General features: G+C 73.3%; 10 protein-coding genes. 5 read left to right on the forward strand and 5 right to left on the reverse strand.

Features of this window, described 5'->3' with window-relative positions:
- Positions 1 to 147: 147 nt before the first annotated feature.
- The 4 genes from SCNRRL3882_RS09055 (at position 148) to SCNRRL3882_RS09070 (ending at position 3,824) form a co-directional block, all read left to right on the forward strand.
- Positions 148 to 1,488, forward strand: a complete 1,341-nt coding sequence (locus SCNRRL3882_RS09055; RefSeq protein WP_010034145.1) for a ferric reductase-like transmembrane domain-containing protein — start codon at positions 148 to 150, stop codon at positions 1,486 to 1,488.
- Between the two features lie 19 nt (positions 1,489 to 1,507).
- Positions 1,508 to 1,918, forward strand: coding sequence for an FMN-binding protein (locus tag SCNRRL3882_RS09060; protein ID WP_010034144.1), 411 nt, complete (start codon positions 1,508 to 1,510; stop codon positions 1,916 to 1,918).
- A gap of 4 nt (positions 1,919 to 1,922) precedes the next feature.
- Positions 1,923 to 2,657: an FAD:protein FMN transferase gene (locus SCNRRL3882_RS09065; RefSeq protein ID WP_010034143.1), complete on the forward strand. Its 735-nt coding sequence runs from the start codon at positions 1,923 to 1,925 to the stop codon at positions 2,655 to 2,657.
- A 165-nt stretch (positions 2,658 to 2,822) separates the two neighbouring features.
- A complete protein-coding gene (locus tag SCNRRL3882_RS09070; RefSeq protein WP_010034141.1) occupies positions 2,823 to 3,824 on the forward strand; it encodes a lysylphosphatidylglycerol synthase transmembrane domain-containing protein in 1,002 nt (333 codons plus the stop codon).
- 43 nt (positions 3,825 to 3,867) lie between these two features.
- Here the strand turns inward: SCNRRL3882_RS09070 and SCNRRL3882_RS09075 are convergent, their stop codons facing one another.
- From SCNRRL3882_RS09075 to SCNRRL3882_RS09095, 5 genes are read right to left on the reverse strand one after another with little or no spacing between them, the layout of a single operon-like run.
- Positions 3,868 to 5,940, reverse strand: a complete 2,073-nt coding sequence (locus SCNRRL3882_RS09075; RefSeq protein WP_010034138.1) for a beta-galactosidase — start codon at positions 5,938 to 5,940, stop codon at positions 3,868 to 3,870.
- A gap of 29 nt (positions 5,941 to 5,969) precedes the next feature.
- Entirely contained in the window at positions 5,970 to 6,788 is an 819-nt protein-coding gene (locus SCNRRL3882_RS09080) for a carbohydrate ABC transporter permease (RefSeq protein WP_010034135.1), read from the reverse strand.
- Positions 6,785 to 7,726, reverse strand: coding sequence for a carbohydrate ABC transporter permease (locus tag SCNRRL3882_RS09085; RefSeq protein WP_010034132.1), 942 nt, complete (start codon positions 7,724 to 7,726; stop codon positions 6,785 to 6,787). Before SCNRRL3882_RS09085 ends, SCNRRL3882_RS09080 begins: the two co-directional genes overlap by 4 nt.
- 13 nt (positions 7,727 to 7,739) lie before the next feature.
- Complete coding sequence (locus tag SCNRRL3882_RS09090; protein ID WP_010034130.1) at positions 7,740 to 9,089, reverse strand: ABC transporter substrate-binding protein; 1,350 nt, start codon at positions 9,087 to 9,089, stop codon at positions 7,740 to 7,742.
- Positions 9,090 to 9,112: 23 nt separating this feature from the next.
- Entirely contained in the window at positions 9,113 to 10,123 is a 1,011-nt protein-coding gene (locus SCNRRL3882_RS09095; protein WP_010034128.1) for a LacI family DNA-binding transcriptional regulator, read from the reverse strand.
- A gap of 293 nt (positions 10,124 to 10,416) precedes the next feature.
- Between SCNRRL3882_RS09095 and SCNRRL3882_RS09100 the strand changes: the two genes are divergently transcribed.
- Positions 10,417 to 12,783, forward strand: coding sequence for an ATP-binding SpoIIE family protein phosphatase (locus SCNRRL3882_RS09100; RefSeq protein WP_331852816.1), 2,367 nt, complete (start codon positions 10,417 to 10,419; stop codon positions 12,781 to 12,783).
- The last annotated feature ends 42 nt before the right edge of the window (positions 12,784 to 12,825 follow it).

Genomic DNA, 12,825 nt, shown 5'->3' on the forward strand with positions numbered 1-12,825 from the left:
CATAGTGCTGCACGTGTCCGGTGCCGCCATAGCCGTCCGCCCCTTCGCCGCCGGATCGATAAATACTTGAAAGTTGGGCGACAGCATTCCGACAGCTCCCCCGCGACAAGCTCGGTATCCCAGGATCCGATCAAGGAGCTGCCGAACGTGACGACCCTCCAAGAACGCCCCGCGGCGTCCCGCCCGGGTGTGCGCCCCGGAGTGCTGGGCCGCACCGGCCTGTACGCGGTGCTGCTGGCCAACGCGGTCGTCGTGACCGTCTTCTTCGTCCAGGCCGGTTTCGCCTCGAACACGCTGATCGTGCTGGGGCGGCTGGCGGGACTGTACGGGGCGCTGCTCATGGCGTTCCAGCTGCTGCTGGTGGCGCGGCTGCCGTGGTTCGACCGGCGGATCGGCATGGACCGGCTGACGTCCTGGCACCGCTGGACGGGCTTCTCGGTGCTGTGGCTGCTGCTGGCCCACGTCGTGTTCATCGTCTTCGGCTACGCGCAGTCCTCGTCCCTGGACCCGGTGAACCAGCTGGTGGATCTCGCGGAGACCGTCGAGGGCGTGCTGCGCGCGATCACCGCCCTGGCGATCATCATCGTGGTCGGCGTGGTCTCGGCCCGCTACGCCCGGCGCCGGCTGGCGTACGAGACCTGGCACTTCATCCACCTGTACACCTACGTCGCGGTGGTGCTGGCGTTCACGCACCAGGTCGCGGCGGGCACGACGTTCACCTCGTCGTCGGTGGCGAGGACCTACTGGTACGCCGTGTGGGGCGTGGCCCTCGCCTCGGTGTTCGCGGGCCGGCTGGTGCTGCCGCTGTGGCGCAACCTCCGCCACCGGCTCCGGGTCACGGCCGTCGTCCCCGAGAACGACGACGTCGTCTCGGTCTACGTCACGGGCCGCGACCTGGACCGGCTGCCCGCCCGCGCCGGACAGTTCTTCCTGTGGCGGTTCCTGACCAGGGACCGCTGGTGGCAGGCCAACCCGTTCTCGCTGTCCGCCGCGCCGGACGGCCGTACGCTGCGCCTGACCGTCAAGCGGGCCGGCGACGGCAGCGCGGCCCTGCGGCACCTCAAGGCCGGCACGCGGGTGTTCGCCGAGGGGCCCTACGGCGCCTTCACCACCCTGCACCGCACCCGCCCGGACGCCCTGCTCATCGCCGGTGGTGTCGGTGTCACCCCGATCCGGGCCCTGCTGGAGGAACTGCACGGCCACGCGGTCGTGATCTACCGGGTGGCCACGGACCGGGACGCCGTCCTCTACGACGAACTGCGCGAACTCGCGCTCGCCAAGGGTGCCGAGCTGCACCTGGTCACCGGGCCTCCGGTGCCCGACCGGCTGGCGCCGCGGGAGCTGGCGCGTCTGGTGCCGGACATCGCCGACCGGGACGTGTACCTGTGCGGCCCGCCGCCGATGATGAACGCGGTGCTCGGCAGCCTGCGCGAGCTGGGCGTGCCCAGGACGCAGACCCACTTCGAGCGCTTCAGCCTGGCCGGCTGACGGGAACGAGGAGAACACCGTGAAGCGAGCCCTACCCGTCCTCGTCCTGAGCGTCGCGGGCCTGATCCCCGTCTGGCGGTACGCGCCGTCGCACGACACCGGGTCGTCGTCCACCACGGAGGCCGCCGCGCCCGCGTCGACCCCCTCGGTCTCCTCGTCGGGCGGCACCACGACCACGGTCGTGTCGGGCTCGACGCTCGACACCGAGAAGGGTCCGGTGCAGGTCCAGGTCACCTTCTCCGGCGACCGGATCGCCTCGGTGCGGATGCTCCAGCAGCCGAACCATCCGCAGACCAGGGCCGCCGTGCCGAAGCTGATCGAGGAGACGCTCCAGGCGCAGAGCGCCGACATCGACGCGGTGTCCGGTGCCACCATCACCAGCGACGGCTACAAGGAGTCGCTCCAGGCCGCGATCGACGCGAGGGGCTGACGGCATGCGGCGCGTCGAGCACGTCATGGGGTTCCCGGTGTCGGTACGGATCGACGACGAGGGCTTCCCCGGGGCGCCCGTGGACGGCTTCTTCGCCTGGCTGCGCGAGGTGGACGCGCGGTTCAGCCCGTTCCGCCCGGACAGCGAGGTGGCACGGCTGGACCGGGGCGAGGTCCCGGACCCCAGTCCTGCGCTCCGCGAGGTCCTGGACCTGTGCGAGGAGTACCGGATCGCGACCGGGGGCGCCTTCGACGTCCGGCTGCCCGGCCGCGGCCTCGACCCCTGCGCCGTGGTGAAGGGCTGGTCGGTGCAGAAGGGAGCGGAGCTGCTGCGGACGGCCGGGGCGCGGCGCTTCTGCCTCAACGCGGGCGGCGACGTGATCGCCTCCGGCGGCCCCTGGCGCGTCGGCGTACGCCACCCCGAGCGCGCCGACCGGCTCTGCACGGTCCTGGACCTCACGGACGGGGCCGTCGCGACCTCCGCCCGCTACGAACGCGGCGACCACATCTTCGACGCCCGCACGGGCCGGCCGGCGACCGGTCTCCTCAGCATGACCGTCGTGGCCCCCACCCTGACCCAGGCGGACACGGTCGCGACCGCGGCGTTCGCCCTGGGCACCCAGGGCGTCGAGTGGGCGGCGGCCCGCGAGAACTGCGAGGTGTTCGCGGTGGACGCGGCCGGGCGCGTACTGCGGAGCCCGGGGTTCCCGGTGGCCGGGACGGGGGCCGTCGCCGCGTAGGCGGCTCCGCTGTCGCGGAATCGGCCCTGTCGTTCTCCCGCCCCTCTCGCTTCCGCTGCCTGACACCGGGGCGTCACGCCGGCCGGGCACGTTTCCGGCGTCCCCTGACTCGCCCTGCATCGTCCGCCCCGTCCCCGGGCGTGACGCGGAAGGACGACGTACGCCGTGTCCCGGCTTCGGCTCGAAACGCTCCCCGCCCCGCTCCCCGTCGCACCGCCCCGCCGCTCCCCCGCCGCCGCGCGGCTCGTCCGGCCCGCCCTGGCCCTGCTTCCGCTGCTGCTGGTCGGGGGGTGGGCCCTGACCGACCGGCGGGCGGCGCTCCAGGGCGCTGCCCGGCTGGCCTCGGCCGATCCCTGGTGGCTGCTCGCCGCGTTCGCCTGCACGTGTCTGACGTGGGTGGCCGCCGCCTGTGTCCGGCAGGGCGCCCTGCCGGAGCGGCTGCCGCCCGGGCTGCTGGTGGCCTCGCAGTTCGCCGCCGGTGCCGCGAACCAGGTGCTGCCGGCGGGCCTCGGCGCGCACGCCGTCACCCTGCGCTTCCTCCAGCGCCGCGGCATCCCCCTCCCCCGGGCCACCGCCTCCCTCGCCCTGTACTCCCTGGCCAAACCGGTCGCCAGGACGGTGGTGCTGTTCACGTTCCTGGTGGCGTTCCCGGACGTACTGCGGCTCGGTGCACTCGTCCCGGACGACCACACCCTGCTCCTCGCGGCGGGCGGCGCGCTGCTCGCGCTGGCCGCGACCGCCGTGACGCTCGTGACCGTACGGGCGCTGCGCCGCCCCGTCGTCGGCTTCCTGCGCACCGCGCTGACCGACGCCCGCGAGCTGCACACCCGGCCCGGCCGTGTGCTCGCCCTGTGGGGCGGAGCGGCCGCCACCCCGCTGCTCCAGGGCAGTGTGATCGCCACGGTCGGTTTCTCGCTCGGGCTGCCCCTGTCGTGGACGCAGGTGATCCTCGCGCTGCTGGTGGCCGGCACCGCGGTCGGGGCCGTGCCCGCGCCGGGCGGTATCGGCCCCGTGGACGCCGCGCTCGTCTTCACCATGGCCGCGTTCGGCGCCCCCGTGGCCACGGCCACGGCCACCGTCATCGGCTACCGCGTTCTGACGGTGTGGCTCCCGCTCCTGCCGGGCGCCCTCGTCCTGTCGACCCTCGTGCACCGCAGGATCCTCTGACGGCAAGGTGCCCCGGCGGCACCCGGGGACGGCCCCCGGGCGGTCAGCTGTCCGTCAGCACCGCCTCCTCCACCAGCACCTTCACGTCCCAGGGTCCGAGCGGTACCGCGTCGCCGTACACCGTCTCCGACAGCACCTCCCGCAGGGCGGTGGGCACCGGCACGGACACCTCCTCCCACGACCAGTTGTGCAGGAAGCGCACCCGGCGGCCGTCCCGGGCGGTCGCCGAGGTGGCCGTGACGCTCGGGTGTGCGGGGCGCCAGGCGCCCTCCGGGGCGTACCGGTCGAACAGGGCCCGGGCGAAGACCGGGTCGGGGACGGTGCCGACGTAGGTGACGCGCCCGGCGCCGTGGCGGTGCGTGGTGACCGCGGGCCAGCGTCCGAAGTGCGGATGCACGTACGCCGCCAGCGTCTCGGCGCCCTGCGGCTGCAGCCCGTCCGCCCAGTGCAGGGCGTGCGCGTCGGCCGGGAGGGGGAGGGATTCCGTGCCGGTGACGGGCAGCGGATCGCCGAGGTTGCTGAACTCGTCGTACGTCACCCCGGCCGCCTCGGCCAGCCGGCCGGGCTGGAGGTCGGTGCGGGCCCTGGCCTCGGTGTCGCCGTAACCGGTGCGGGGCCCGAGCACGAGATGGCCGCCGGCCTCGGCGTAGGCACGGAGCCGGTCCAGGACGGTGTCGTCGGCGGCGTAGTAGGCGGGGACGACCAGGAGCGGCGGCAGATCGGCGTCCGGGAGCTGCCCGGGGTGCAGGACGCGCGCCTGGAGGCCCGCGTCGAAGGCACCGCGGTAGAAGGCGTCGAAGATCCTCTCGTACGACCGCCCGTCCGGGCCCCCGTCGGGACCGGCCAGCGGCGGCTGGCCCTGGAGCGCCCACTTGCTGGGCCCGTCGTAGAGGAAGGCCACGTCCGCGTCCGGGGTGAGGGACGCGACGAGGTCGCCGGCCTTCTCCAGCTCCCCGCCCAGCGCCGCCAGTTCGCGGTAGACGCGGCCGGGCCGCCCGTTGTGCGGGAGGATGCCGCCCCAGTAGGTCTCGGTGCCGAAGTGCAGGGTGTGCCAGTGCCAGTACTCGATCATCGAGGCGCCGCGGGAGATCAGCGCCCAGGCGGCCTGCCGCCACTGGCCGTCGTAGGCCGGGCGGTTGTCCCACGGCCCGCTGATGGCCTGCGCGTTGGTCTCGGTGACCAGGAACGGCTCCTGGCGTGAGGAGTACATGCGGTCGGCGCTGCGGTACAGCGCCCAGGTGCCGTTGGTCGTCCAGTTCTGCCCGGCGCCGCCCGGGTCGGGCAGCGCGAGGGCGTCCTGCATCGTGTAGTACGGGTTGCCCGCGGTGACGTCGAGGCGGTCGGTGAGCCGGTCGTCCTCGACGCCCTGGCGGTCGTAGGAGATGCAGGTCGTGACGAACTGGCCGGGGAGGGCGTACTCGCGGACGATGTCGGCCTGCCAGGCGATGAACTCGGTGGTGAGCCGGGCCTGGAAGCGCCGCCACGCCAGGTCGTACTGCGGCTGGGCGTTGCCGTCCGGGGTCCACAGGTCCGCCCAGGTGGACAGCCGGTGCGACCAGTAGACCAGGCCCCACTCGCGGTTCAGGGTCTCCACGTCGCCGTACTGCTCACGCAGTTCGTCGGTGAAGCGCTGGAAGACGCCGTGGTTGTGGAAGAGGTGCAGGCCGGGTTCGTTGTCGACCTGGTAGCCGATGACCGCCGGGTGGTCGGCGTACCGTTCGGTGATCCTGCGGATGATCCGCTCGGCGTGGAAGCGGAACGCCGGGTGGGTGAAGTCGACCTCCTGCCGGGCGCCCCAGCCGATGCGCTCACCGGTGCGGCTCTCCCCGGCGATCTCCGGGTACTGCCGGGCCAGCCAGGGCGGTACCGCGTACGTGGGCGTCCCGAGGATGACGGAGATGCCCCGCTCGTGGGCGCCGTCCAGGATCGGCTGGAGCCAGTCGAGGTCGAAGCGGCCGTTCTCGGGCTCCCAGGTGGACCAGACGGACTCGCCGACGCGGATCACCGAGAAGCGGGCCTCGGCCATCAGGTCGAGGTCGTCCTTGAGGCGATCGCAGGGCTGGTACTCGTGGTAGTAGGCGGCGCCGAACAGGACGCGCCGAGGCAGCTCGAACATTCTTCTCCTTCAGCTGGACCGAGCGGGCGTCAGCCCTTGACCGCGCCCGTGGACAGGCCTTCGAGCAGCTGTTTGCGCAGCAGCACGAAGAGGGCGACGGCGGGCAGGACGGCGAGGACGGCTCCGGCGAGCACGAGGTCGTACTGCCGTTGCTCCGACACGAACAGGGTCTGCAGGCCGAGCGGCAGGGTGTACTGGGAGCTGTCGGAGACCAGCACCAGCGGCCACAGGAAGCTGTTGTAGCTCTGGAGGAACTGCCAGACGGCCAGGGCGCCCAGCGCGGGCCGCAGCAGCGGCAGCACGATGGTCCGGAAGATGCCGAACTCGCTCGCCCCGTCGATCCGGGCGGCCTCCAGCACCGAGTCCGGGATGGACTGCACGATGTACTGCTGCATCATGAAGATCCCGAACGCGGGCGCGACCCACGGCACGATCAGCGCGAACCACGGACTGCCGAGCCCGGTCTTGACCAGGACCACGAAGAGCGGCACGAGGATCACCGCGAACGGGATCGACAACGAGCTGAACATGACGTCGAACAGCAGCCGCTTGCCGGCGAAGCGGAACTTGGCGAAGCCGTAGCCGGCCAGCGCGCACACGAAGACGGACACGGTGGTGGCGACGACGGCGACGACCGTGCTCATCAGGAACCAGCGGCCGAAGGGCTGGTCGGTGAGCAGGGTCCGGTAGTTGTCGAGGGTGAACGGGTCGGGGACGAACTCCGGCGGGTAGCCGAAGATGTCGCCGCGCGGTTTGAACGAGCCGCTCAGCGCCCACAGCAGCGGGGCGAGGAAGCCCAGGAGCAGCAGGACGAGTGCGCCGTAGAGAGGTGCGCGGGTGCGGGTCATGAGGCGGCCCTCCCGATGCCGAGGAGACGGTTGAAGAGCCGGCTGAGGCCGAAGACGAGGACGAAGAGGACGACGGCCGCGGCGGCGGCGTAGCCGAACTGCTGGCGCTGGAAGGCCGCCCGGTAGATGAACATGGTCACGGAGAGGGTGGACTCGGCCGGCCCGCCGCCGGTCAGCAGGTACGGCTCCTCGAAGATCTGGGCCGCGCCGATGAAGGACGTGACGACGACGAACGCCGTCACCGGCTTCAGCGCCGGCAGGGTGACGGTGGTGAAGATGCGCAGCCGCCCGGCGCCGTCGAGGGCGGCGGCCTCGTACAGCTCCCGGGGCACGTTCTGGAGCCCGGCGAGGAAGAAGACGGTGAGGTAGCCGGTCCAGCGCCACAGCATCACCAGGGCGATGCTCGCTTTCGCCAGGCTCGGATCGCCGAGCCAGTCGACGCCGCCGGTGCCGAACAGGGCGCGCAGCACCGCGTTCGCGAGCCCGAACTGCCGGTCGAAGATCAGGCCGAAGACGAGGGCGACGAGGATGGGCGAGACCACGATCGGCACGAAGTAGGCGGTGCGCCACAGGTCCCGTACGCGCAGGCCCCGGGTGTTGAGGGCCTGGGCGATCAGCAGCGCCAGGGGAACGACGACACACACCGCGACCAGCACGAACACGGCGGTGTTGCCGAGGGCCCGGTGGAAGCTGATGTCGGTGGCGAGCAGCCGGTAGTTCCGCAGCCCCACCCAGCGCGGGGTGCCGAGCCCCACCCACTCGGTGAGGCTCAGCCACAGCGAGGCGCCGACCGGGATCAGCAGGAACAGGACGTAGAGGAGGTAGAAGGGCGAGATGAAGAGGTAGGGCGCCCAGGTCCGGTGGGGGCGCCGTGCTTCCCGGTCCGGGCCGGTGTGGTCGCGGGTCGTCCCGGGTGGGCCGGCGACGGTGGTGGTCATGTCGGTCGCACTCCTATCGGCCGGCCTGGTCGCGGTAGTCCGCCGCGGTCTGCTTCAGGGCCTGACGCGGCGTGATGCCGCCGCGGTAGGCGCGCAGCAGGTTGCCGGCGAGGACGTCGTAGAGGATCGACTGGTCCGGGCTCTGGTGGAACGGCGGTACGTCCGGCAGCAGGGAGCGGTAGAGGCCGAAGAGCCGCTGCCCGCCGCAGAAGTCGTCCGTGTAGGCGCCCAGGCGCGGATCCTCGTAGACGGACCGGCGGGTGGGCAGGTAGCCGGTCTCGGTGAAGCGGCGGACCTGGCCGTCGTGGGTGAGCCAGGTCTTGAAGAGGAACTCGGTGGCCGCGCGGGTGTTGGCCTTGTCCTTGACGACGCCGAAGCCGGTGCCGCCGAGCGCGGCGGTCACCCCGCCGCCCTTGCTGAACCGGGGCAGGTCGCGCACCCGCCACCTGCCCTTCTGCTCGGGCACGTTGGGCGCCAGGCCGTAGTTCTTGTACCAGATGGCCATGGGCAGGCCGATGACCCGGCCTCGTTTCAGAGCGGCCTGCATGGCGGCCCCGTAGTAGTCGGACACGTCGATGACGAAGCCGCTGCGCAGCCCCTCGCAGAGGAACCGCAGCACCTCCTCGGCCTCCGGCGAGTCGAGGAGCAGCTTCCCGTCGGCGTCGAAGAACGCGCCGCCGCGCTGGTAGAGCAGCATCTGGAAGGACTGCACGACCTGGGTCGGGTCGCTGCCCGCCGTGGAGACGACGCACAGCGAGGCGCGGTGGTCCCGGTACACCCGGGCCCCGGCCTCGGCGAACTCCTCCCAGGTCGCCGCGTCCGCGGGGAGGTCGTATGCGGCGAAGAGGTCGTCGCGGTAGAAGTAGACGACCATCGGGGTGTCCGAGTCGAAGGCGTAGAGGCGGCCGTCCTTGCTGAAGGGGGCGGTGCGGGCCGGCAGCAGGTCGTCCTTGAGGCCGGGGACGGCCTCGACGTCGGCGGTGAGGTCGTGCAGCAGCCGTTCGGAGATGTCGCCGCGCAGCATGCGCGGGAAGCTGCCGATCTCGAAGCCCACCAGATCGGGGGTGCCGCGTCCGGCGACGGCCTGGGCGAGCAGCTTGGTGACGATGTCCGGGGGGCCGGAGCGGGTCACCTTCAGGTGGTAGCGGAAGTCGGTGGCGCGGTCGGCCTCCGGGACGCCCTTGACGAAGAACTCCTCGTAGCCCGGGTCGTGGGTCCACAGGGAGAGGGTGACGTCGCCGGAGGTGCGGGGCGTGGTGCCGGCGCCGCCGCAGGCGGAGAGTGCGGCGGCCGTACCGAGGCCGAGGGCACCGCGCAGCAGGGCGCGGCGGGTCGGAGGGCTGGGGGGCATGGGGGTGTACACACGTGACTCCTCACGTGGTGCGGCTACGGGCGGGCGTGCGCGGGCCCCTGGTCGCGTACCGGCCCGGTGGAGGCCCGTACGGTCAACTCGACTGCCTGGCCCGGCTGTCCGGCCGGGGCGGGGCGGCCCTCGATCAGGGCGATCAGTACGTCGACGGCGCGGTCGGCGACGGCGGCGAAGTTCTGCCGGACGGTGGTCAGCGGCGGGGCGAGGTAGGCGGCGGCGGGAATGTCGTCATAGCCGACGACACTCACGTCGCCGGGGACGGCGCGGCCCGCGTCGGCGAACGCGCGCAGAGCGCCGATGGCCATGTCGTCGTTGGCGGCGAACACGGCCGTGACGTCGGAGAGTCGGGCGAGCTGCCGTCCCGCGGCGTAGCCGGAGGCCGGGCTCCAGTCGCCCGGTGACGGCAGGGGCGGTTCGGGTGCGCCGGCGGCGGCGAGGGCCTCGCGCCAGCCGCGCAGGCGGTCGCGGGCGGCCCACCAGTTCTGCGGGCCGGGCAGGTGCCAGACGGTGCGGTGCCCCAGGGAGAGCAGGTGCTCGGTGGCGATCCGGGCCGCCGCGACACCGTCGCCGCCGACCACGGCACTGGTCCCGGGCGTCAGCTCGACGCCCTCGCCGAGGCTGACCACCGGCACGTCCGCGCTCAGCTTGAGCGGCGTGCCGTCGTCGATGGGCTCGGACAGCACGATCCCGTCCACGCCCTGCTCGAGCAACGCGTCCACGGCGACCGAGACTCTCTGCCCCTCCAGGGTGCTGGCCAGGGCGACGGAGTAGCCGGCGCGCTGCATCGCCCGCTCCAGGGCGATGAGCAGGGTCGAGGGGCCGTAGAGCGAACTGCCCAGCGAGACCACTCCGATCCGGCGGTAGCGGCCGAGGAGCAGGGCCCGGGCGGCGGTGTTGGGACGGTAGGCCAGGTCGCGGATGGCCCTCAGGACGCGGTCGCGCACCTCCGGGCTGACGTGCGGTTCGCCGTTGACGACCCGCGACACGGTCTTCTGCGACACCCCGGCGGCCCGCGCGACCTCGGTCATCCCGGGGCCGCGTCGCCGGCGCCCACCGGCGGCCGGTTGGCCTTCGGCTCCGCTCGTGGTCATGCGCGCTCCCGGGAGTGACAAGGGGGTGGACTACGTAGTCAGGGACGGCACCGTGGATGAACGGGCCGGGTATGACTACGTAGTCACGCCAGTGTCGGGGCGCTCCACCGCCGCGTCAATGGTCCGGACGGAGCCGGTTTCCCCGCGCACGGCGCTCGGGCTGTGCGACTTCCTCGGCTGCTGCCGCGTGCGGCTGGACAGAACCCGGGGCCTCGCGGAGGATGTGGGCGATGCGGCCCGACCCCAAGCGCTTTCTCACCCACGCGGTCCGTCGCGTCGCGCGCGCCGAGCATCCGGCGCAGGTACTGGAGGAGCTCTGCGGGGCGACGGTGCCGTCCGTCGCGGACGCCCTCGTCGTGTATCTCGACGCCGCGCCGGGCCCCGCGGACCCGACGGCCTCGCAGGCGCAACTGCGGCTGAGCGGGACCGGGTTGCGCCGGTCCCCCATCCCCGCCCAGCCCTCCGGCCCGGCCTCGTCCCCGGTGGACGGCCGGCCGGACGACACCGGTGCGCTGTGGCATCCCGGCCCGCAGGACGGGCTCGGCGGAGTGCTGGGCGGGCCGGCGCCGGTCACCGTCCCGATGGCGCCGTCCGGTGTCCTGGCGAAGGTCCTGGACGCCGGTGAGGCGCTGGGCAGGGACTCCGGTGATCTGGATCCTGCCCTGCGCGAGCTGCTGGGGCCGGACTCCCGGGTGCCGCGGGGGGACCGGGTTCTCCTCGTCCCGCTGGTCGGACCCGACGGCACGGTGGGCGCCGCCCTGTTCCTGCGGCGTCCCGAACGGGACGTCTTCCGTGCGGAGGACCGGCAGGTGCTCGGCGAGCTGTCGGCTCATGCCGCGCTCGGCGTGCGCGGGGCATCGCCGGTCCCGCACCCGGCGCCGCCCCCGGCCTCGCGAGCCGCCGCCGGACCGGTGCGGCAGGACGCGGACCGGCTGCGGTTCGTGGGCGCCGCGACGCGGCGGATCAGCCGTGCCATGGATCTGGACGAGATCGTGGCGGGCCTGTGCCGGGCCGTCCTGCCCAGCTTCTCGGACGGGATCCTCGTCTGTCTGCGCGAGCCGCTGCCGGTCGGCGACGAGCGGCCCACCGGCCCGTTGGTCCTGCGGCTGCACCGGGCCGACCGCGCCCCGGCGGAGGAGGACACGGGCGCCCTCCCGTCCTCCGAGCCGGGACTGCCCGCGCCCGAACTGTGCGAGGTCCGGCCGGGCAGCGATCTCGCCGAGGTGCTGCGGGGCGTGCGCCCGGTGTTCACCGACTCCCCCGCCGGCCGCGGCGCACTGTCCGAACTGGTCGGCGACGGCGGCGCGTTCGCCCTGCCGGACGGGCAGCGCGCGATCCTCGCCCCACTGCGCGGCCGGCGCCGCGTCATCGGCGCGGCCCTGTTCCTGCGCCGCCCCGAGAGCAGGCCCTTCGAGATCAACGACCTCCTCGTCGCCGCGCAACTCGCCACCCACAGCGCCCTCGGCATCGACAAGGCCGTGCTCTACGGCCGCGAGGCCCACATAGCCGACGAACTCCAGCGCACGATGCTGCCCGAGACCCTGCCCAGCCCACCCGGCATCCGTCTCGCCGCCCGCTACCTGCCCGCCGCCGAATCGGCCCGGGTGGGCGGCGACTGGTACGACGCCATCCCGCTGCCGGGCAGCCGGGTCGCCCTGGTCGTCGGCGACGTCATGGGCCACTCCATGACCTCCGCGGCCATCATGGGCCAGCTGCGCACCACCGCCCAGACCCTCGCCGGCCTCGGGCTGCCGCCGCAAGAGGTCCTGCACCACCTCGACGAACAGGCCCAGCGCCTCGGCGCCGAGCACATGGCGACCTGCCTGTACGCCGTCTACGACCCGGTCGCGCACCGCATCACCATCGCCAACGCCGGGCACCCGCCGCCCGTCCTGCTCCACCCGGGCGGCCGGGCCGAGGTGCTGCGCATGCCGCCCGGTGCCCCCATCGGCGTCGGCGGCGTCGACTTCGAGGCGGTCGAACTCGACGCCCCGGGGGGCGCGACGCTGCTGCTGTACACCGACGGCCTGGTCGAGTCCCGCCTGCGCGATGTGTGGACCGGCATAGAGCAGCTGCGCGAGAAGGCGGGGACCACCGGCCGGCTCGCCGGACCCGACCGGCCCCCCGCGCTGGAAGCCCTGTGCGACGAGGTCCTCGACATGGTGGGCCCCGGCGACCGGGACGACGACATCGCGCTGCTCGCCGCCCGCTTCGACGGCATCGCGCCCGGCGACGTGGCGTACTGGTCCCTGGAGCCGGAGGACTCCGCCCCCGGCCGGGCCCGCCGGCTGGCCCGCCGTACCCTGTCCCGCTGGAACCTGGAGGACCTCGGCGACTCCGTCGAACTGCTCGTCAGCGAACTCGTCACCAACGCCGTGCGCCACACCTCACGGCCCGTCACCCTCCGCCTGATGCGCACCGACGTGCTGCGCTGCGAGATCGGCGACGACGCGCCCGAACTGCCCCGCCTGAGGCGCGCCCGGCCCACGGACGAGAACGGGCGCGGGCTGTACCTGGTCAGCAGGCTGGCCATGCGGTGGGGCGCGGCCCGGCTCAGCACCGGCAAGATCGTGTGGTTCGAGTTCGCCCGGCCCTGAGCTTCCCCGGGGCCGCGCCACCCCCATTGATTGATCGATTCA

It is taken from the genome of Streptomyces chartreusis NRRL 3882, assembly GCF_900236475.1.
Lineage (GTDB): Bacteria > Actinomycetota > Actinomycetes > Streptomycetales > Streptomycetaceae > Streptomyces > Streptomyces chartreusis_D.

Coding starts and splice junctions, on each gene's coding strand:
- SCNRRL3882_RS09065 (WP_010034143.1), top strand. CDS start 1,923: ATGCGGCGCGTCGAGCACGTCATGGGGTTCCCGGTGTCGGTACGGATC.
- SCNRRL3882_RS09075 (WP_010034138.1), bottom strand. CDS start 5,940: ATGTTCGAGCTGCCTCGGCGCGTCCTGTTCGGCGCCGCCTACTACCAC.
- SCNRRL3882_RS09080 (WP_010034135.1), bottom strand. CDS start 6,788: ATGACCCGCACCCGCGCACCTCTCTACGGCGCACTCGTCCTGCTGCTC.
- SCNRRL3882_RS09085 (WP_010034132.1), bottom strand. CDS start 7,726: ATGACCACCACCGTCGCCGGCCCACCCGGGACGACCCGCGACCACACC.
- SCNRRL3882_RS09095 (WP_010034128.1), bottom strand. CDS start 10,123: ATGACCGAGGTCGCGCGGGCCGCCGGGGTGTCGCAGAAGACCGTGTCG.
- SCNRRL3882_RS09100 (WP_331852816.1), top strand. CDS start 10,417: ATGCGGCCCGACCCCAAGCGCTTTCTCACCCACGCGGTCCGTCGCGTC.